This is a genomic window from Motilimonas cestriensis (assembly GCF_021295315.1).
In the GTDB taxonomy this organism is placed as follows: Bacteria; Pseudomonadota; Gammaproteobacteria; order Enterobacterales; family CBDFNC01; genus Motilimonas; species Motilimonas cestriensis.
Genome location: NZ_JAIMJA010000009.1, coordinates 64693 through 84291, shown reverse-complemented (window position 1 = coordinate 84291; position 19599 = coordinate 64693). Strand labels below are relative to the sequence as shown.

Sequence of the window (19599 nt, the reverse complement as noted above, 5' to 3'; positions counted from 1 at the left end):
GCTTAGGCTTCTTAGAGGAAAAAAGTAAGGCTAATAAAACGAAAAATAACCGCTAATAATAGAAAAATAACGCCTGAGCGAATGAATTTGTATTCAGCCACACTAAGATCATCTACTTGATTAAAAAATATTTTAACCGGGGCAAGGTAATCCGATTTTCTGCGGCTATAAGTAAAGCAGCCAATGAGTACCAAAGCTACGCCAAATAAAAGCGCAACAGGCTCAGCTATTGTTAAGATTTCAGTCCACATAATATCTCCTTTTTAAACATGTTAAATTAGTACCCTATGCTTGGCCATTAGCGGAAAGTCTAAACAAAAAAAGAGCCATAGGCTCTTTTTAATCATTAATAATAGCGAGCTACAAGATTATTTTTTGTAAGCATCATTGTGTACGCCAGCTGCACGACCAGAAGGGTCGGCATTGTTTTGGAATGACTCATCCCAAAGCAGAGCTTCTGGTGTAGAACAAGCAACCGACTTACCATGAGGCACACATTGTGCTGCAGACTCAAGAGGGAAGTGCTCTTCAAAGATACTGCGATAGTAGTAAGCTTCTTTAGTATCTGGCGTATTGATTGGGAATCTAAATTCCGCACTGGCTAATTGTTGATCGGTTACTTGAGTGGCAATGAACTCTTTTAAGCTGTCAATCCAGTTGTAGCCAACACCGTCAGAGAACTGTTCTTTTTGACGCCATAATACTTCATCTAATAGCTTGCCATCAAAGGCTTCGCGTAGAATGTTTTTCTCGATACGGCCATCTTTGATCATTTTAAGCTCTGGGTTGGTGCGCATTGCAACATCCATGAACTCTTTATCTAAGAAAGGTACGCGCGCTTCAATTCCCCATGCAGCCATGGATTTGTTGGCACGTAGGCAGTCGAACATATGCAGCTTATCGAGTTTACGGTTAAGCTCTTCGTGGAATTCTTGTGCGTTTGGCGCCTTATGGAAATACAAGTAGCCGCCAAAAATTTCATCAGCCCCTTCACCTGACAACACCATTTTAATCCCCATGGCTTTGATCTTACGTGCCATTAGGTACATTGGGGTGGATGCACGTATTGTTGTTACATCATAGGTTTCTAAGTGGTAGATCACTTCACGTAGCGCATCGATACCGTTTTGTACCGTAAAGATGATAGGGTGGTGAATAGTACCAATCGAATCCGCCACTTTTTGTGCAGCTGCAAGATCGGGTGAGCCTTCAAGACCCACAGAAAAAGAGTGCAGTTGTGGCCACCAAGCAGCAGACTTATCATCATCTTCAACGCGCTGTTTAGCAAAGCGTTGAGTGATTGCAGAAATCACAGATGAATCTAAACCGCCTGATAACAGTACGCCGTAAGGGACATCACACATTAGTTGACGTTTTACCGATTCTTCTAATGCTTGGCCAATTTCTGCCGCGCTGCCACCATTGTCTTTAACCCCTTCATAGGTCATCCAATCACGTTGATAATAACGTGTCAGTTTACCATCTTCGCTATCAAGGTAGTGTCCTGGTGGAAATTCTTGCACTTTTGCACAAACTGGCGTTAATGCTTTCATTTCAGAGGCAACGTAAAAGTTACCGTGTACGTCCCAGCCCATGTAAAGCGGAATAATACCGATGTGATCGCGACCGATCAGGTATTTGTCTTTTTTCTCATCGTATAGGCAGAATGCGAAGATACCATTAAGGTCGTCTAAAAATGCGTTACCTTTTTCTTCGTATAAACCAAGAATAACTTCACAGTCAGACTTAGTTTTAAACTGGTAGCCACAAGTGAGCTTAGCTGCTAAGTCTTTATGGTTATAAATTTCACCGTTCACTGCGAGAATGTGTGTGTTGTCTTGGTTATACAAAGGCTGCGCACCTGTATTAACGTCAACAATAGACAAACGTTCGTGCACTAAAATCGCTTTGTCACTGGCGTAAACACCTGACCAATCAGGGCCTCTATGACGGAGCAGTTTAGACATTTGAATCGCTTGCTCACGCAGCGCAACCGCATCACTTTTGATGTCGAGAATACCGAAAATCGAACACATAGACTTCCCTTCTTATCAGTCTTTGAGCCTGATAAAAAAATCAGGCTCGGTTACTACATATTTGCATCGAGCAAAGAAAATTGACACAGATAATGCCACTTTATTGCCAGTTATATTTTTAATTCATGGTTTTAACAAATATCCAACACAAAGTCACTGCCCAATTAAGCAAGCAATGACACAGTGCAACAGATTTAAATATTGAGTCGGCTGGCTACAGGTGTAGACATATTCTGCATTTCGCTGCAAACATGGCGCGCAAACCCTGCACCCGCTTCGTCGTACATATTAAATACCGCATTAACGCCTAAGCCTTTTAATTCTTCAATATCTTCGGCAAAGCGGGCAATGGCCGCAATTTTCATACTGCAGTTACGATTGCGTAACTGAATAGCAGCATAGTGGTTACCATTATGATCTGGCATCGCTAATAGGATGAGATTAATTTGGTCGGTGATCTCTAACTTGTTCCAAAAGTCTGAGTCCATAGCGTCACCGGTAATGACGCGTCTACCTAATTCACGGTGCTTAACTGTTTTCTCATGGCTATTGTCTATGCCTAAAACGGTGTCGCCAAACACTTCTTTTAGCTCATCATACGCACCGGTTCCAATACGGCCCATGCCCATGACTAAGACTTTTGCGTCACCAACACGGATCGGTCTATCTTCAACATGTAAGCGCAAATGCTGAAAACGCTTTAACCGAGGAGACAGTTTTTGATAAATAGCATCACTGCTTTTATTCAGTACCGATGCCAAGATAAAACTAAAGGACAGGGCAATGGCCGTCACAATAAGCCAATCGTTGCTTAGCCAGCCTTTGCTAGCCGCTAACGCTGCAACAATTAAGCCGAATTCACTGTAGTTAGCGAGGGAAAACGAGCCGAGTAACGAGGTGCGCGCTCGTAACTTAAATAGATTGAAACAAAAGAAATATAAAATGGTTTTTAACGGTAATAGCAACACGAGTAACGCAGCAATAATCAAATGATCGCCAGTAGGTAGACCGTTTAAGCCAATGTTTAAAAAGAAACAGACTAAGAACAGCTCTTTTAAATTGAATAATGACTTGGCCATGCCACCAGCACTAGGATGCGCGGCAACGAGCATGCCAGCGATGAGTGCGCCCAAGTCGGCTTTCATTCCTACCATTTCAAACAGGCCCGCGCCAATAACGAGGGCAAGGAAAAAACCGTATAATACAAGTAGCTCACCGTGGCCTACTTTATCCATTACCTTAAACAGTAAAGGGCGTAGAAAGGGTAATAATAGCAAGCCTAAGGCATAGTATTCGGGTAATTTTCCGGTAGAAAACGTTAAAAACAGTACAGCAAAAATATCTTGCATGATCAGTACACCAATGGCGATACGACCATAAAGGGAGTTCATTTCACTTTTTTCTTCGAGTATTTTTACTGCAAATACAGTACTGGAAAAGCTCAACGCAAACGCGACAATGAAAAAGCCATTACTGTCTAAGCTTTCTACTAAGCCGAGTCCCAGGAATTTCAATAAAAACAGCGCGCCAGCAAAAAACAATACTGAGCCAGTGATATGTAAGGATGCCGCGCCCCACACCTCACTTTTAAACAAGGTACGTATATCAAGCTTAAGGCCAATAGAAAATAACAGCAGTGTCACACCAAGGTCAGCAATGGTAGAGAGGCCTTCAGAAGACTCAAACCCCATGGCATTAAGCACAAAGCCAGCTAATAAAAAGCCGACCATAGGGGGCAAGCCAATAGCATTTATTGCCATACCACTAGCAAAGGCGATTCCGATAAGGGTAATTAGAGTACTGGGTTCCATGATAATTATATTTCTTATGTTGTGGTGTTCAGAGTTTTGATAAAGCGATAATCAATACCTGCATTATCGCTTTGAGTCAATAGAATAGCACTATGGCAATGGATTCGACTTATAAAAAATCGATGTCTTGAATCGAGTTAACAATGTGGTTTGGTTTAAATGGCACGTTATCAATATCGGCTCGGCTGCTGACACCAGAGAGCACCAAAATTGTCTCGAGGCCGGCTTGAAAGCCCATTAAGATATCCGTGCGCAGGTTATCGCCAATGATACAAGTGTCTTGAGAATGTGCGCCAATTTTATTTAAGGCTGCGCGGATGATCCAAGTGCTCGGCTTACCCACATAAAAGGGCTCTTTACCTGTCATGCGCTCAATTGGGGCACATAACGCGCCACATGCTGGACTCATGCTCGGGCCATGGGTGTCTGGATTGGTAGCAATAAATCGTGCACCATCAGCAACAAAGCGGGCCGCCTTTTGGATCATGCTCCAGTTATAGCTAGTGGTTTCGCCAACGATGACAAAATCAGGGTCAATGTCCGTAATCGTAAAGCCTGCTTTATACAGCTCGTGAGTGAGGGCGCCTTCGCCAATCACAAAGGCTTTATTTCCTTCTTGACGCTCCATAAAGGCGGCTGTTGCCATGGCGGAGGTATAGAAGTATTCGGGGGGCACATTAATACCAGCTGATTTAAACCGATTGTGCAGATCATTTTCGGTCATGGCTGGATAGTTAGTTAAAATAACCAGCTTATTGCCTTGTTCAATGATTCGATGAATAAATGTATCGGCACCAGGGATCAAAGAATTGTTATGAAGTAAAACGCCGTCGATATCGCAAATAATGCTTTTTTGCATGCTCTGTTCCATGATGAAATAAATACTAATTAATAGTAACCAGTTAAAAATATTATGTATAGATACAATTGCCTGTGTTCAACTTTTGCTAGAAGAGCAAGTTACATGGCTGATTCTAAGTTCAGAATAAGCATGATAAAGGGAATAAAATGAATACTAATGAATATGAATCAGTACTGACATATTGGTTCGGTGACTTAAGGGATGGCTTATCGGACGCCCTCCATCGAAATCGCTGGTTTCAAGGTGGCGAGTCAGTTGATGCTGAAATAAAAGCAAAATTTGCTGCACTGCATCAAGGCATCGTTGCTGGCGAATATGCGCATTGGCTAAAACAAGACTTAGGCATCTTAGCGACAGTGATCGTATTGGACCAGTTTAGCCGCACCCTGTTTCGTGGCAGCAAAACAGCATTTGCCTATGACGGACAAGCGTTAGCGCTGGCCAAAGAGGCGGTGGCGCGTGGCATTGATTTGCGTTTGCCGTTAGATTATCGACTTTTCCTATATTTGCCTTACGAACATTCGGAAAACATGCAAGATCAAGAGCAATGTCTTGCCCTTATGCAAGGAATGCTTGAAGACGCTCACTCCCTTGAGGCGCAGCAGTTAGTGCAACAGTACCTGCAATTTGCAGAGGACCATTATGCTATTATTCGCAGGTTTGGCCGTTATCCACATCGAAATGCGGTGTTAGGAAGACCTTCGAGGCAAATTGAGGTACGCTATTTGGCAGATGAGCCAGCTCGTTTTGGCCAGTGAACCTTTTTATCTCTCATTAATTAACAAGGATGTTAAAGTTGAAACAGTTTTCAAAAGTAATTAAATCTATTTTTATCAGTGGTCTATTTTTTGTAAGTTCAGCACATGCCAGCGACTCAGGACTTGATGAGTTTTATGCGCAGCCAGCCAATCAAGCCGCTTACAAAAAAGCGGTTAAGGCGGGTGCATTAGTGAAAGCACGACAGTTTTTTGTCAATACTTGTCAAGATGCCAAAACAAAAGGTGTTGAGCAAAACTTAGACTGTTCTTGTGTAAAAGAGCAAATTGGCAAAATATCCGATAAAGCGTTTTTTTACGAAACCATTCAATCCTATCATGAGTTTCAAGCACGCGCGCAATTGCAAGGTGATGCTGAGAAGCTTAAGGCGCTGAAAGTCGAGCAAAGTAAGCGTCAAAGTTTGACCAAGCAATTAGGCAAAGCGTGTGGCTAGTCGTTCGGTTTGACTATATCGGGGTGGAGATAATCTGCTCACCCCGATCATGATGCAATACTTGCTGGGCTTTTTAATCCACTCTTCGTAACTTAAACCTTCGCCTTGTGTCGATGATAATGGCCAAGGTGACTAAGCACATTAGCCACGCGATGATGTCACCGTTACGACTATAAAAGGTTGAATCGGGATGAATACTGCTGGTTCCCTGGATCACCTCTCTTTGATTAAAATGACTGCGCGCTGTTATTTGGCCATAAGGATTGATCACCATGCTTACTCCACTGGTGGTACCCAAGCCATAGGTCACGCGATTTTCAATCGCGCGAAAGACACTGTCGGTGGCGTGCAGCAAGGGCAGCTGCTTATTGCCCTTAAAATCATCATCAACGGGCATTAAGATAATATCAGCGCCGTGCTGTTTTAAGGCGCGAGAAATCCACAATCGATGGCGATCAAAGCATACGCCAAGGCCCACATTACCAAATGGTGTTGCCACTACTTTCATGTCTTCCGCTTTACCGGGAGTGAAGCCAAATTGCTTTTCTCTGAATGTAATCGCGATTTTAGGGGTTCTTAATACCTCGTTGCCTTTGGGATCAAACATTACCGCGGTATCGTATTGATCGTCTCCTTCACGCCACACTAAATCGGCCACAAGATAACTGTTTTGTTGCCGTGCTAAGGCTTGTAATTGAGAAACAATCACAGTGTTATCAATGGTGGCCATTTCATTTTCAGGCCAAACAATGAAGTTAGAAGGCTGCTTTAGTGTCTTGGTCAGTGCGGCATTAACATCAAAAATAGCTTGGGACATGGCTTGGGTATCGGCCCAATAACCTTCACCGTCCATGGGTTTGAGCGCTAAAGCTTGGATGGTGGGGTCTTGATTGGTTAAGTCCACCGTCGCGGCAATATTGACCGTGGCAGGCAAGTTTGCGGGAATTTGCTGCTGGCCCCAGTATGCCAAACCAGCAATCAATATTAGGTAAGCAATTGCGGGTTTATGTATGGCTTTACGCTGCCAAATAGTCAGTATCAGCTGCGTGATGGCGGTGTTACTGAGTACGACTAAAAAGCTCACGCCGACAAATCCGGTAATGGACAATATTTGTAACAAATCGGTTTGTTGCCATTGGCTTTTGGCAATCAATACAAACCAAATATCTTCCAAATAAGGTAACACATAACGCAGAAACTCAACGCTACACCAAGCAAGGGGGAGGGCAAATAGGCTCAATGCCGGCCGACAATGGCGACTGAGTACGATCCCCCAATGGATAACGCGGGCAAAGAAGAAGCCCACCCCGATCATTAAAAGACTGCCAATGATGGTGCCGAATAAATCTTGAAACCAGCCATGAGCGAGCCAAGACCAGATAATAGTCGTTGGCAGCAGTAAGCGAAAAGGCTTCACATCCGCTCGGGCATGGATCAGTAGCAGCACAGGCACCAAAGCAAACCAAGCTAGATAACCGACGTTATGTCCTGGCATCGACAGGCCCATCAATAAACCCGAAGTGGCGGCAATTAAGATACTGAAAGTGCGAGAGAAAACAGGAGTCATTTATACGGTCTTCCTTAATGTTGAATCGGCCAGTGAATCAAATTAACTTGCTTTATTGTTTGCTGGGCAGTCAGTGCAATACTCAGTTTTTTCGGCGATAACTGCGCCAAGTCATGATTGGTTAGTGGTATTAAGTAACTGTATAAATTACCTGAGTCAAATACATGAGATGCAAGCTCCCTAACACCTTTTACCCATCCTACGCCGCTGGCTTTTAACCAAGATTCCATTAGGGCCCACCTATCATAAAAATATTCTGGAGCGTTTTGTCGATGTAGCTCGTCAGAGGTTAAGCATATTTGAGAAAGCCGCTTCACTTTAGCGGCACTAAAGTGATGCTGGCAAATGTCCAACCCCAGAGGATTAGCATCACTAACGGCAATCATCATGATCTCCGCGCAATGTGACAGGTTAAATTCAATCGCACTATTTTTAACCGATGGTTTCCCAACTGGGCCCCTTTGAAATTCAAGCTCTAGGCCTGCAAGGTGCCGTTTTAACACTTGATTAAGCATGACTCGTTGCTTAATAAATTGCAGACGGGTTGCATTCGTTTTTTCCCTTACTTTTAACCACTGATCTTGAGTTAAAGCTACGCTGGCTAACTGTTGTTGGGTTGTATTGTCGTTATCGGTATTATTATCAATAATCGCATAGTAAAGGTTAATAACGCCTGGCGAAAGGGGAGGCGATGCATCGGCATTAAGATGGTTGCAGTTGATCACAGATTGAAACATATCGATCACTCCTTAGGCGGTTTGAGTGGTTTGGGTATAACCGCCATCCATGATCAAATTTTCTCCAGAGTAGATCATCGGATGGGTCGCTAAACAATATGCCGCATGCGCTATTTCTTCAGGCTGGCAAAAACGGCGTAAAGGGATCCGGTTAAACGCATTTTTTTCCTGATACCAAGGTGCGTTAACGATCATGTCGGTTGCTACGGGCCCCGGTGAAATAGCAAAGCTGTTAATTTGTGGGTATTGCTCTGCAAGCCAATGGGTCCATGCAATCAACATGCTTTTAGTGACGCTATATGCACTTTGCCCCGCCCGTGGGCGAACCCCAGAAATACTGGCCATATTGATTACGCAACCCTGTTTTGATTTTAGTAAGTGCGGTTTGGCCAACTCAAACAGCGCGCAACTGGCCTCGTAGTTGGTAGCCATGCACCGTTGCCAATCTGTTAATGGCGTTTGCACCAATAAGTTATCGGCTAAGCATCCGGCATTGTTGATTAATACATCAAGGGAGGGGCATTGCTTCATGTATTGTTCGCGCGCGAGCTTATCGGTGATATCAAATATCGCCAGTTCAGCTACGCCGCCTTGCTGCTTTATCGTTTGTAGCAGCGCATCACTGTGCTGATTTTGCTGTCGCACGTTAATCAAAACTCGATAACCTTGCTTAGCAAAATAACTTGCCATGGCATTGCCGATGCCCCTCGATGCGCCAGTAATTAATACCGTTTTCATAATAACTCCTCTAATTTCTCTAATTGCGATAATGGGGCTTCTGGCAGTGAAAAGGCTTGCGCGGTGCAGTAATGAGCAAACTGCCAATGTAACAGGCACTGCCGCTGGGGTTCTGACAAAGCGTGATGCTGATGAATAAAATTAATGCTCACTCCTTTACGTGCCAACTCCAACGCGGCAATTTGGCATAGCGCCTGCGCGCCAGCTCTAATTATCGATTCGTCACTGTGGTGCCAAATCACCCAAACCTGTTTATTTTTACCACGCATTAATGGTCGATACAGGCCTTGTAATAAGACAAACAATTGTTCCAGCAACGCTGAATTTACTTGGCTTGCGTCAACTAAAATATGTAATGAGGTCAGCTCATCTTGCGTACATATTTGACTCAGTGGCTCGATGGGCAGAGGCGCTTCAGTTAAATTAATATCGAGTTGAGCCATGAGATTGAGCCCTTGATAACTGCGAAGCTGAATCGGAATATTAGATGATGGCTGCATGGGGCGCTCCTATTAGTGTTTGTTCAGGTTCAGGTGGCGTGTGTTCTGGAATAAATTGTTCGATGTGCCGATTCACAGCCGCGGCGGCTTCAAGATTGGCAACGTGGGATTGCAGCTCAAGATCCACCTGGGTAATGTTTGCCTTTTGCTGGCAAAAAGCAGTGGTAATGTTTGGTGGAAACAAAGGATCGCCAGAGCAAGTGATAACCAGTATCGGAATGGTTAACACTGCCTGCTCACTATGTTGTGCAGGCGCAGATTGGGAGCCATTGCCATCACTAGCGTGCCGGCGATGACAAGCGTGCAAAAATGCAGTTAAGCCTTGGCTGTCTTGGTTGTAGTTAGCGTAACTTTGCAGCACATACTCACTCATACTATCGAGCTTCTGCAGATAATCATCACTGAAAAACCACGGATAAACTTGGCTAAACAAGGTGGGCAATGGAATACTAAGCTCGAGCATATGCTGCACATTTTTCATCATCCATTGGCCCTTGATACTGATCTGGTCAGCACTGTTTATGAGCACTATTTTTTCTAGACGAGGAGCTTGGTGGTTTGGCAACGTCGTGTGCGCTGGCCACTGTTTGGCCATTTCAAGGGCAAGCATGCCACCGAGTGAATAACCCACTAACATCACCCGCTCAAGAGCTAAGTGTTGAATCAGCTCTACAATGGCATTAGCAATATCACTAAAAGTAAAATATTGTTGTTGCTCAGTGAGTTGATTGCCGCCGCAGCCTGGATAATCAAGGAATAAATGTTGGCAGTTTTTAAAGCCTTGATAACGCTGCTGCTTAACCCAAGATGCTTCGCCATGAAAGAGCCCATTAAGAAAAACCAACGTAACCGTTGACGCTTGGTTTCCTTTTAAATTGTATTGCAGCGGTAAGTTGGGCGACTGTGTGGCATTAAAGATCATGTCCCGCCTCCTGCACTTTAGGCTCATCTACATGGCATGCCACCGTGATGTTTTCAAGCCAGCGCTCAAATAAACTTAAGTCAAACGCCCCGCCTTGATGGCTTTGCGCTATCGCTTGTTTGACATCGAAAATAATCCGGTTGTATCGATCAAATACGGTCACTTTGGCTTCGGTTCTGCCGACATCTTGCTGCACCAGTTCAATTAAGGCGCGACAAGGTTGATCCATTGGGTGTGCTCGAAACAGATTAAGTTGGCCTATGAACACCGGCAACCTGGGCAGCCCGTCTTGTAAAATCGCCAGAAAACACAGTAGCTGCAAACAGGAATCTAATCCCAAAGGCGACAAAATAAAGTGGCCATTACCGCTATTTAGCCAAGTGCTTTCCTTATTTTGGCAATCATAAGAAGCGAGGATCTGATTGCGTTCACCATTAATGTAAAGCTCGCCAGTAATGCTTTGCATTTTGTCACCGTGGCTAGTGAGCACTTTGCTGTATATTTGTTGTTCGGTGGTTTGATAGTGGTGAACTAAGCCATTCAGCAGTGGCACTTTATTGGTGGCGCGCACGCTGGGATCAAAACCAATCGTGACACTGGCATGGCATTTAAGGCCAAGATATTTCCCTTGCTTGTTAAATCGGGGGCTGTGTAAGCTAAGTTGTATTTCATGCCCATGAGGGCCGATAAAGCGTTTATTAACATGAATTTCAATATCAATTGAGGCCGTGCCTTCAGGTAAAATTAGCACGCGGTCGAGTTTTAGCTGGCTCACTTGCAGCGGGTACCATTGCTGGTGGCCATGGCTTTTTTGTTGTAGCCATGACGCGGCTTCAACAAAATACTCTAAGATCACCGTGGCAGGCATAATGTCACCCATGGGAAAGCGGTGATGGCGCAAATAGGGCGAATGTTGTTCACTGATTTGGCAATGGAATTGGCATAAACCGTGTTTATCCCAATCAACCCTGGCCCCCTCCAGTAGAGGCAGGCTCACTTGATTGATGGTTTCTTGTGCTGGTTGGCCAGGAATATGCGGCCATTTATATTTAATGCCACGGGACTGCTGACTGAGTCCTTGCTTAGCACCATCGAGCCATTTACTTAGGCGTTGTTTATTTTTAATACTTAGCATAAAACCTCCACATCAGGTTTGCTTTGTTGGTCTGTTAATAAAAAATGGCGATAGTCGCGTTCAAATTGACAAGCGAGACGAGGCTCATTGGGGGCGCGGTGTAACGTAATGCGATCAAAGTAAGCGACGAGCTGACCTTGTTGGTCTTTTACCCACGCGCGCAGTGTTTGGGTTTGGTCATCTAACGCGACCAAATTCAACACACATTGATAACGATGATTGAACTGGAAGGGTTGAAAGAATTGCACTTGATTCAGCGCAACCGGTAGCTTACTGAGAAACTGCTGATGCTTTACGCTCTCGATCTGGATACAACTGAGTACACATGCTTGTAATACGCTGTCTATTGCCAAGGGTGAGCAGACAAAAGGCAACTCGTCCACGCAGCTATAATGTTGCTCTTTTGCTTGAATATTAAATTCAGATATCAGCCATTGCAGGCTGTTGGATAATGTACATTTACCTGTCAGACTTTGAAAAAGCTCGCCGTGGCTGGGATTGATCAATTTATAATAGTTAGCCTGACCAAAATCAAAGTGTTTACAAGGCCCCTCAATAGCGCATTTTACTAGCGTCCCAATGTGTAAGTTGTTCGGTAAATGGATGGCTGTCTCAATGCGGATCACGCTTTGTGCGACCAGCACATCACGGCGCAGTAATTTACCATTGGCATGATAAAGATGACGGCGTAGAGATACCTTATAACCGTTATCAGGCAAGCGAATGGCGCTAACAAATAGCTTGATCTGCTCATCACAACCCAGCGCAAGTGGCCGTTTAATGTTGAATGACTCAATCGAAATTTTTGGGTAGCCAGTTTGTGCGGTGTCTGATGGCGGTGTAATAAGGGCTAATTGCATCGCGGCTTGAATACACAGCTCAGTCGAAATGGCAGCAGGTACTAAGCATTGGCCTGAAAAAATATGATGCTGCAAAAACACTTGTTGTTGTGGATCAATTAGCCATTCAAAGCTTAAATCGTCAGAGGTTTGCTGCAGATGTTGTGCAAAGTGAATAAAAAACCATTGATTCATGCCGCGCTCCTTGCACTTAATCTCGGTTGTAATTGATAGCCTATTAATAAAGCTACCGGATGCAGGTTATCTTGCCGCATCAACAGAATATCGACGTGGTGCGGTTTGGTTGACGGTGTGATTTGGCTGATCAATTTTCCTTGATTATTCTCTTTATCTTGCCAGCCAGGCAGGTAAATAAGTTGGTCTATATTGGCGGGTATCGCGACTTGACCTTGTAAATAACCGTAAAATGGCAAATGCTGAATAGCAGACATACAGGCCAAAACAGGACCAACAAAAAGGGGGTCGGGCTCGCTACTAAAGCAATATTGTGCGCTGTTGCTGATATCGGAATAAGCCCATAGGCAATCCTTTTGTTGCTGCCAGTAAAAACGGAACTCTAAGGTGCAAAATAAAATGCCGAGTTTACCTGGGGATTGGTGTTTATAGTCGTCGATTACTTGCCTTGGGATCAGATACGCGCCAGTAATTTCTTCTATTGTCGGCAGTGCTAAATGGGGTGTTTCAATTTTTGAGTGTTCTGAAATCAAGCTTGGTAACAGCAGTTGCGCGGTTAATACGATGAGTGCCGGCCTGATGCATAGGCCTTGCTGGTTTAATTTATCGTAACAAATGCTCAGCGTTAAATTGTCAGTATTACGATGCCAGCGCACCTTTAGGTGTTGCTGAGTAGGGCCAACGAGATAAGCTAATCTTGGCGCAGTGATATTTTGCCAACACAAGCTTTGTTGATTGAGTGGCATTTGTTTCAGGCTCTGGCCAAGTGATGTGCGAGATAAAACGCCAAGTGCCATTTCCAATAAGAATACAGTTGGGATCACCACTTGATCATTAATCTTATGAGAATAGAGGTATCTATGTTGGCGTAAATCAAGCCAAACATCTGCGCTGAACTCATCGGGCCCTTCGCTAATATTCAGTTTGGATAAATCGATTAAGGTGCTGTTCATCTGGCCTTCCTTATTGAGCGACAAAGCGGGAATAGATCACGCTGGCGTTTTGTCCGCCGAAGCCAAAGTTATTGGATAAAACATGGTTTAGCGTCAGTTGCCGAGCGCCTTCAGCAACATAATCAAGATCAAGCTCAGGGTCGCGGTGCTGATAATTGCGGGTACCGTGTATGGTTTGATCGCGCAGCGCATTAATGCAAGCCACCGCTTCCAGCGCACCTGCGGCCATAATACCGTGGCCGATCATCGACTTAGTGGAAGAAATAGGGAGCTGGTAGGCATGTTCACCAAACACGGCTTTAATGGCATTGGTCTCGGTTTTATCATTCATTGTGGTTGAGGTGCCATGGGCGTTAATGTAACCAATTTGCTCTGGCGCTAACTGCGCAGTAGCTAATGCACCGCGTAAGGTGCGCTGAGCGCCCATTCCGGAAGGGTCGGGGTCAGTGGCGCGATAGCCGTCTGAATAAGACGCATAACCTGTAACCTCACAGAGAATGTCAGCACCGCGCGCTTGGGCATGTTCAAGTGACTCCATAATTAATACGCCGCAACCGCTGCCCATGACAAAGCCACTGCGCTTAGCATCAAAAGGTCGACACGCAGTATCAGGGCAGTTATGGGTACTTAATGCGCCAATGCGGGTAAAACCTACCATTGAGTTCATATCAAAATCATAGGCCCCGCCTGCTAACGCGCAGTCTAAGCGGCCATGACGAATTTTTTCAAACGCTTCGCCGATGCCATTGTTACCAGACGCGCACGCGGTGCCAATACTGAGCGTGGGACCGGTTAGTTGATAATAGCGGGAAACAAAATGATTAATGCTGTCGCGCTCATCGCAGCGATAGCTTTGTTTTAAATCATTATCATTTTGCAATGCCTGCCAGTATTGCAAGGGCGAAAGGCTGGCAATGTTTTCGTTAGTGAGACTTTGTTTAATAGAAGGCAAAAATTGCGCCATTAAGCTGGTGGGCGAAAAAGGCCGATCGGCAATCATGGTTGCCACCTTGGCTAGATTAAGCTCAGTGAAGTCGAGTTTTGCTTGCGTAACCGCTTCATGAACTGCTAGAAAAAATGATTTTACCGATGGGTCTTGGCAACTCATTGCAGCCAATTTAGGAATGGCCTGTATTTCTTTTTCTAAGTTTGGAATAGCGGCGCCAATGGCAACAATGTCACCTTGTAATGGCAAGTGCGATATCCGGGTAATGCCATTTTTACCGGCCAACAAGGCTTGCCAAAGTCGCTCGGTACCGGTGCCAAAGGCACTGACTGCGCCCATGCCTGTAATAACTACTCTTTTCATATTACCTCCTGCTTTAGATGGGGTGCGTGATGGTGTGCGGTGGTACGCAAAATTAGACTGACTTGGTTACCAAGATGGTCAATGTGATGACAAAAGAGGGTGGTGATACCGGCATCTAATTGACATTGTTGTTGGTAATTAAGTTGTCCGGTAAGCGGTTTTTTGGCTTGGTTTAACACCGGCGCTAAGTACTGATGTTGCAGCTGCAAGCAAGCATAGAAGAGGTTGGTAGCCGCGGCTGCACCTAATGCAAAGCCAGAGTAATCCGTGGCGCAAAGCACCGGAACAGTTGCGCTAAATACCTGTTGCGTCGCCTTCGCTTCACTTTGATCAAGGGCAGGGATCCCGGCCATTGTTAATTGAATAGCGCTGATCTCTTGGGGTGATAGTTCCGCTTTATCGAGTGTACGTAAAAAGTGGGCTCTGACTTTTTGTTCAAGCTCCGCTTCAGAAAGAGTGAGAATGTGTGGAATATAGCTATTTTCATAAGCAACCAGTTCAATGCTATTTGATACCTGGCGCGATTGAGCAAGGGCAAGGGGCTCAACAATAAAACTCACACCCGCTTCACTGATGGTCAAGCCCGCTTTTGATGGCGTCTGTGTGGCAAGCACACCGAGTTGATCGAGCGCAAAGAGCTGCTCAATGGTCGGATCCATTTCTGATGCACCAGTAACAAAGCGACGGGCTCTGCCGTCTTGTATGCATTCTAAGGCTTCACCCACTGAGATCATGCCGCCAGCGGGGCCATTTACCACACTGTAACTGAGTCCCCGCAGGCCATATTGAATCGAAATCTGACCGCCGGTGGTATTAGGCAGGCGTGGTAAGATCCACAGCGGTGGAAATTCGCGATAGTGACGTGCGCCAAACGCCTGATAGTTAATGGCACCTGAGCCGTCGAGTGCATTAAGATAAGGTTGGGCGGCATTGAGTACACCTTGACTGTAGAAGGCTCCGTAGATCACACCGTTTAGCTGGTCTTGCTCAGCGAGTTCACTGGCGTGGAGCTTTGCTTGATTGAGCGCTAACGTCGCACTGGCAATGCCAAGTAAACCTTGACGAGTGAGCATGCGACAAGATTTCTTATCTGGGAGCCACTGCTTGATATTGGGCTCAGAAACGTCGCCTTGTAAAAACGGTAACTCGTACTTGGCCCTTAGGCAGGACTCACCTTGCTGGTGGGCGGCAAGGTGTTCGTTAATGTCTGCGCCTAAGGGCGTTAATGCGCCGATGCCAGAAATAACGATAGGGGAAGTTTCACTCATTTTTCTATCCTCTTAAAAACTAAACTGGTGTTGGTTCCACCGATGGCACTAGAGTTAGACATGCAAAAGTCCAGACGAGTGCTCATGGCTTGCACGCCCACTAAGGTCAAAGGATTGACGTCTTTTGCTTGGGTACAAGGGCGGTTTGGGTGGAGCTTTTGCTGCTGTAAACTTTTAATGCAAACAATCGCTTCCAATGCGCCACTGGCGGCGAGGCTATGACCAAGAAATCCTTTAGTTGAATTTACCCAAGGCGTTGTTGCGCCAAAGACTTGTTGTATCGCTAAGGTTTCGGCGTGATCATTTTGCTGAGTAGCGGTGCCATGGGCGTTGATATAGCTAATGTTGCTGGCACTGATGTGGGCGTCTTGTAGCGCTAATGCCATGGCGCGAGCCTTACCTCGCGGGCAAGGCTCCGTCAGGCGATAAGCGTCTTGGCTACAGCCAAAACCGGCTACTTGCGCTAACGCTTTCACGCCACGTAGTGAGGCATGATGGGCGCTTTCTAATACCAACACGCCCGCGCCTTCCCCTAATACAAACCCGCTTCGGTGTTGGTCAAAGGGCTGCATGCTTAGCTCAAGATCAGCTGATTGACTAAGCATGTTCAAGCGTGAAAAACCGGATAAGAATGCCGGTGATATGCGACTATCAGCGCCGCCGACTAAGACAATGTCTAATAAGCCTGCGCGGATCATTTGCATACCTTGACCAATTGCTTGGCTAGCACTGGTACAGGCATTGACTATGGTGGTGGCAAACCCAGTAAGTCCGAGCAGCATCGATAAATGGGCTAAGTGTATGTTGGGGTAGCTTTGTAATAACCAGTTGGGGTTACGTTTCTCAGGTAGTAATTCGGTTTGCTCCTCACATAAGTTGACGCCTGCACCAATAATGGCGCCGACCTTGGCATTGTTCGATACCTCAGCACAAGATAGTTGCGCTTGCTCTAGTGCATCAAGGGCACTGTGGCAGAGCATCTTGGATACCGGTGACATTTGGCGTAACTGTTTTTTTGTCAGGGGCCACTTATCCATGTGGCCAGATAAAAAATCCAATTGTTGACATTTTGCTAACAGATGTACTTGTTCACAGGCCAGAGGATCATGCTGATCTAATGGCGAAAAGCCAGTGTTTCCAGCGAGTAAGGCTTGCCACATTTGTTCACTGTTATTACCTAGTGCGCTGGCGCACCCTAGGCCTGTTATCACAACATCTGTTTGATACATCTTAATTCCTCCCTTTACGCTGGCTCTACCGTTGGCGCTGTGGTTTGGGCTGCTTTGTCGCTCTGTTTATATTCAATAAAGTCAACGAGTACGCTTACTCTAAAAAATATACTGGCTTGTTTTGTTTCAAAAAATTCGTTTAAGCAGGCACTGGATAGGTGTGGGTATTGGCTATCTAATTTGCTACGTGTCTCAGCGCTAACTTCACCTTCACTGTCGATAAATTGCTCTTGCTGAAGGAATGCAGGAAAGATGTCGCCGGGTGCAATCGTTAAGTTATATTCCTGCTCCAAAGCATAAATAATATCGACAAAGTCGATTGACTCTGCGGCCAAGTCATCGACTAAGTTCGCCTCTAGGGTTATTTCTTGTTCTTCTACGCCGAGTACTTCTTCCAACATCTTGGTGATATTTTGCAAAATCATGGTCTCTCCTTTTGATTAAATGTTCTGCGCTAAAAAACATAACAGTAAATAAAAGCCTTTTAAAACAATTATTTAAATTATTTTTTTCATTAAGATAGGGGAGGCCCTCTCCTCAAATTGAAAAGATTTTTTATTTTTATAATTGGCAGTCGCATTGACTAAAAAAACGGTTTAATCGGTTCTACGAGATAGGCAAGCCTCCTTTTTTTAGTGATAAATGCTGATAAATGAGCTTGTTTGGGTGAGATGTATAAAGGTGTTTAAAATCAGTCTGTTAACAAGGTGTAACAGGTGTATATGACTGTATTTAAAAGAATTCTTGATTGATGTGTTAACAGCGGCAAAATATAGATAGTTGTAGTAAAAGAATGTTGTTTTGTGAGCTCAGTTTGAGTTGGTGGATTAATCCGCAGTGGTGAGACTTTATAGATTTGTGTGCGGCTACTGGTGCGGTAAGTTCACGAATAGACTTGCACGGTTAATGATGTGCCACAGACGACCAGCAGTTAGATGGGGCTGTTTTATTCATCAATCGTCTTGCAGGGTGGATTATTTTGCGATTTGCTTATGAACTTAACAGCGAGATATTGCAACGCAATGAAATGGCTTCATTCATGTGTCCGACCAAGGTAAACGCATGAGTGATTGATTATCTTTTTCCTTGTAATACCGGCCTTGATATATTTCTATAGGCGCTGCGGTAGCACCGCTGGTTGCTTATAAGATTGATTTCTTAAAGCTGATTAATCATTAATTATGAAGCAGTAAAAATGAAGGACTGGCCCTTGAGTTGTGGTGTTGAATTAGTAGCAAAAACCGATGGATTTATCGAGCAAATAGAGACAGTAGTGTTCCCCCGTTTTCCAAACTTAGTGATCGTGAAATGCCACTTTGCTATTGGCCGTTATCAGCAGGGAATGTTCGACCTATTAGGTGTATCGTGCCCTGAGGTTATCTTAAACTCTGTTAATAAACGCCAAGCTGAGTTTCTTGCTGGGCGGTTTTGTAGCCAGCAAGCATTAGGTTTATTGTCGATTGAGCAAACAAGTATTGATATTGGTAAGAACCGCGCACCAAAATGGCCAGATAACGTAATTGGCTCAATCACTCACAGTAACCAGGTTGCCATGGCTGCTGTAACGGATACTTCTTGTTATCAATATATCGGCATTGACTGCGAAAGAGTGATGGAGGAAGAGTTAGCAAACTCTATCGCATCAACTATAGTAACAAATGGTGAGCTTGATTTGCTGGCATCCGTAGCAGTGGCGTTTCCTATTGCGCTTACGTTCGCTTTTTCATCCAAAGAAGCCATGTTCAAAGCACTGTATCCTAAAGTTGGCTATTACTTTGACTTTACCGCAGCAGAAATAATCAAGGTAGATTTACCAAATAACTTGATAGTTATTCAGTTAGTCGACACTTTATGTTGTGATTATGTCAGGGGTGATATTTTTAAATGTTACGTTCACCTTGAAAATCATCATATTGTCTCAGTGATAGCGCAATAACCCCAAGTTAAGCCCTTCTTATTACTATGCAAATAGCCGTAGTCCTTAGCTAAGGTCTACGGCTATTTGCATAGTTGTGCTTACAATTAAGTGATGTTGATTTTATCGAATAGAGCGGTGTGGCATTGCGAAACTTCTTTATTTAATACTCAGAAAAATTATCAAAACGCTTTATCATTGTTTGCTATTGATCATTACATTACTAGTGGTTAATGGTTTTTTTGTTTTAAATTTTCACTAAGTAAAGTTTTATAATCTTTTAAATTTAATTTTAATGGTTCGTTTGACTAACAATGGCGCCACTTGTAATTGTTAATATTTGGTTAATCTAATGTTTTAAAAGGTGTATTGA

Annotated in this window: 19 protein-coding genes; 3 read left to right on the top strand and 16 right to left on the bottom strand. The window is 44.5% G+C overall.

Annotated elements, in window-relative coordinates:
• Nucleotides 1-11: 11 nt before the first annotated feature.
• The 4 genes from K6Y31_RS10485 to K6Y31_RS10470 all read right to left on the bottom strand — a co-directional run bounded on the left by K6Y31_RS10485 (nt 12) and on the right by K6Y31_RS10470 (nt 4706).
• Nucleotides 12-251, bottom strand: a complete 240-nt coding sequence (locus tag K6Y31_RS10485) for a hypothetical protein (RefSeq protein ID WP_233052731.1) — start codon at nt 249-251, stop codon at nt 12-14.
• Nucleotides 252-368: 117 nt separating this feature from the next.
• Nucleotides 369-2036 (bottom strand): asparagine synthase B, encoded by a 1668-nt coding sequence (gene asnB / locus K6Y31_RS10480; protein WP_232801253.1) that lies wholly within the window; start codon nt 2034-2036, stop codon nt 369-371.
• Between the two features lie 194 nt (nt 2037-2230).
• On the bottom strand, nt 2231-3847 hold the full coding sequence (locus K6Y31_RS10475) for a cation:proton antiporter family protein (protein ID WP_233052730.1): 1617 nt from the start codon (nt 3845-3847) through the stop codon (nt 2231-2233).
• 109 nt (nt 3848-3956) lie between these two features.
• Entirely contained in the window at nt 3957-4706 is a 750-nt protein-coding gene (locus K6Y31_RS10470; RefSeq protein ID WP_233052729.1) for an HAD-IIA family hydrolase, read from the bottom strand.
• 149 nt (nt 4707-4855) lie between these two features.
• Here K6Y31_RS10470 and K6Y31_RS10465 point away from each other — a divergent pair, with 149 nt between their 5' ends.
• On the top strand, nt 4856-5467 hold the full coding sequence (locus K6Y31_RS10465; RefSeq protein ID WP_233052728.1) for a DUF924 family protein: 612 nt from the start codon (nt 4856-4858) through the stop codon (nt 5465-5467).
• Nucleotides 5468-5505: 38 nt separating this feature from the next.
• The gene (locus K6Y31_RS10460; RefSeq protein ID WP_233052727.1) at nt 5506-5919 is read left to right on the top strand and encodes a hypothetical protein; all 414 of its coding nucleotides are present in this window, start codon (nt 5506-5508) and stop codon (nt 5917-5919) included.
• Between the two features lie 73 nt (nt 5920-5992).
• Here K6Y31_RS10460 and K6Y31_RS10455 read toward each other — a convergent pair whose 3' ends face one another.
• From K6Y31_RS10455 to K6Y31_RS10400, 12 genes are read right to left on the bottom strand one after another with little or no spacing between them, the layout of a single operon-like run.
• Nucleotides 5993-7486 (bottom strand): nitrilase-related carbon-nitrogen hydrolase, encoded by a 1494-nt coding sequence (locus K6Y31_RS10455; RefSeq protein ID WP_233052726.1) that lies wholly within the window; start codon nt 7484-7486, stop codon nt 5993-5995.
• A gap of 14 nt (nt 7487-7500) precedes the next feature.
• A complete protein-coding gene (locus K6Y31_RS10450) occupies nt 7501-8223 on the bottom strand; it encodes a 4'-phosphopantetheinyl transferase family protein (protein ID WP_233052725.1) in 723 nt (240 codons plus the stop codon).
• A gap of 12 nt (nt 8224-8235) precedes the next feature.
• Nucleotides 8236-8961 carry an SDR family NAD(P)-dependent oxidoreductase gene (locus tag K6Y31_RS10445; RefSeq protein ID WP_233052724.1) on the bottom strand — a complete coding sequence of 242 codons (726 nt, stop codon included), beginning with the start codon at nt 8959-8961 and terminating at the stop codon, nt 8236-8238.
• On the bottom strand, nt 8958-9461 hold the full coding sequence (locus tag K6Y31_RS10440; RefSeq protein WP_233052723.1) for a hypothetical protein: 504 nt from the start codon (nt 9459-9461) through the stop codon (nt 8958-8960). The genes K6Y31_RS10445 and K6Y31_RS10440 overlap by 4 nt, the downstream gene beginning before the upstream one ends.
• Entirely contained in the window at nt 9445-10383 is a 939-nt protein-coding gene (locus K6Y31_RS10435) for an alpha/beta fold hydrolase (protein WP_233052722.1), read from the bottom strand. The genes K6Y31_RS10440 and K6Y31_RS10435 overlap by 17 nt, the downstream gene beginning before the upstream one ends.
• Complete coding sequence (locus K6Y31_RS10430; RefSeq protein WP_233052721.1) at nt 10373-11518, bottom strand: polyketide synthase dehydratase domain-containing protein; 1146 nt, start codon at nt 11516-11518, stop codon at nt 10373-10375. Before K6Y31_RS10430 ends, K6Y31_RS10435 begins: the two co-directional genes overlap by 11 nt.
• Nucleotides 11512-12552, bottom strand: coding sequence for a polyketide synthase dehydratase domain-containing protein (locus K6Y31_RS10425; protein WP_233052720.1), 1041 nt, complete (start codon nt 12550-12552; stop codon nt 11512-11514). The genes K6Y31_RS10430 and K6Y31_RS10425 overlap by 7 nt, the downstream gene beginning before the upstream one ends.
• Nucleotides 12549-13505, bottom strand: coding sequence for a hypothetical protein (locus tag K6Y31_RS10420; protein WP_233052719.1), 957 nt, complete (start codon nt 13503-13505; stop codon nt 12549-12551). Before K6Y31_RS10420 ends, K6Y31_RS10425 begins: the two co-directional genes overlap by 4 nt.
• A gap of 10 nt (nt 13506-13515) precedes the next feature.
• Nucleotides 13516-14814 (bottom strand): beta-ketoacyl-[acyl-carrier-protein] synthase family protein, encoded by a 1299-nt coding sequence (locus K6Y31_RS10415; protein WP_233052718.1) that lies wholly within the window; start codon nt 14812-14814, stop codon nt 13516-13518.
• Nucleotides 14811-16082 (bottom strand): beta-ketoacyl synthase N-terminal-like domain-containing protein, encoded by a 1272-nt coding sequence (locus K6Y31_RS10410; protein ID WP_233052717.1) that lies wholly within the window; start codon nt 16080-16082, stop codon nt 14811-14813. The genes K6Y31_RS10415 and K6Y31_RS10410 overlap by 4 nt, the downstream gene beginning before the upstream one ends.
• The gene (locus tag K6Y31_RS10405; protein WP_233052716.1) at nt 16079-17311 is read right to left on the bottom strand and encodes a beta-ketoacyl-[acyl-carrier-protein] synthase family protein; all 1233 of its coding nucleotides are present in this window, start codon (nt 17309-17311) and stop codon (nt 16079-16081) included. Before K6Y31_RS10405 ends, K6Y31_RS10410 begins: the two co-directional genes overlap by 4 nt.
• 14 nt (nt 17312-17325) lie before the next feature.
• Nucleotides 17326-17736 carry an acyl carrier protein gene (locus tag K6Y31_RS10400; RefSeq protein WP_233052715.1) on the bottom strand — a complete coding sequence of 137 codons (411 nt, stop codon included), beginning with the start codon at nt 17734-17736 and terminating at the stop codon, nt 17326-17328.
• 770 nt (nt 17737-18506) lie between these two features.
• On the opposite strand from K6Y31_RS10400, the gene K6Y31_RS10395 reads away from it, so the two are divergent.
• A complete protein-coding gene (locus K6Y31_RS10395) occupies nt 18507-19247 on the top strand; it encodes a 4'-phosphopantetheinyl transferase family protein (protein ID WP_233052714.1) in 741 nt (246 codons plus the stop codon).
• Nucleotides 19248-19599 lie beyond the last annotated feature (352 nt).

Excerpts from the sequence above, each read along its gene's own strand:
- K6Y31_RS10485 (WP_233052731.1), bottom strand. The coding sequence starts at position 251 with ATGTGGACTGAAATCTTAACAATAGCTGAGCCTGTTGCGCTTTTATTT.
- asnB (WP_232801253.1), bottom strand. The coding sequence starts at position 2,036 with ATGTGTTCGATTTTCGGTATTCTCGACATCAAAAGTGATGCGGTTGCG.
- K6Y31_RS10475 (WP_233052730.1), bottom strand. The coding sequence starts at position 3,847 with ATGGAACCCAGTACTCTAATTACCCTTATCGGAATCGCCTTTGCTAGT.
- K6Y31_RS10470 (WP_233052729.1), bottom strand. The coding sequence starts at position 4,706 with ATGCAAAAAAGCATTATTTGCGATATCGACGGCGTTTTACTTCATAAC.
- K6Y31_RS10465 (WP_233052728.1), top strand. The coding sequence starts at position 4,856 with ATGAATACTAATGAATATGAATCAGTACTGACATATTGGTTCGGTGAC.
- K6Y31_RS10455 (WP_233052726.1), bottom strand. The coding sequence starts at position 7,486 with ATGACTCCTGTTTTCTCTCGCACTTTCAGTATCTTAATTGCCGCCACT.
- K6Y31_RS10450 (WP_233052725.1), bottom strand. The coding sequence starts at position 8,223 with ATGTTTCAATCTGTGATCAACTGCAACCATCTTAATGCCGATGCATCG.
- K6Y31_RS10445 (WP_233052724.1), bottom strand. The coding sequence starts at position 8,961 with ATGAAAACGGTATTAATTACTGGCGCATCGAGGGGCATCGGCAATGCC.
- K6Y31_RS10440 (WP_233052723.1), bottom strand. The coding sequence starts at position 9,461 with ATGCAGCCATCATCTAATATTCCGATTCAGCTTCGCAGTTATCAAGGG.
- K6Y31_RS10435 (WP_233052722.1), bottom strand. The coding sequence starts at position 10,383 with ATGATCTTTAATGCCACACAGTCGCCCAACTTACCGCTGCAATACAAT.
- K6Y31_RS10430 (WP_233052721.1), bottom strand. The coding sequence starts at position 11,518 with ATGCTAAGTATTAAAAATAAACAACGCCTAAGTAAATGGCTCGATGGT.
- K6Y31_RS10425 (WP_233052720.1), bottom strand. The coding sequence starts at position 12,552 with ATGAATCAATGGTTTTTTATTCACTTTGCACAACATCTGCAGCAAACC.
- K6Y31_RS10420 (WP_233052719.1), bottom strand. The coding sequence starts at position 13,505 with ATGAACAGCACCTTAATCGATTTATCCAAACTGAATATTAGCGAAGGG.
- K6Y31_RS10415 (WP_233052718.1), bottom strand. The coding sequence starts at position 14,814 with ATGAAAAGAGTAGTTATTACAGGCATGGGCGCAGTCAGTGCCTTTGGC.
- K6Y31_RS10410 (WP_233052717.1), bottom strand. The coding sequence starts at position 16,082 with ATGAGTGAAACTTCCCCTATCGTTATTTCTGGCATCGGCGCATTAACG.
- K6Y31_RS10405 (WP_233052716.1), bottom strand. The coding sequence starts at position 17,311 with ATGTATCAAACAGATGTTGTGATAACAGGCCTAGGGTGCGCCAGCGCA.
- K6Y31_RS10400 (WP_233052715.1), bottom strand. The coding sequence starts at position 17,736 with ATGATTTTGCAAAATATCACCAAGATGTTGGAAGAAGTACTCGGCGTA.
- K6Y31_RS10395 (WP_233052714.1), top strand. The coding sequence starts at position 18,507 with ATGAAGGACTGGCCCTTGAGTTGTGGTGTTGAATTAGTAGCAAAAACC.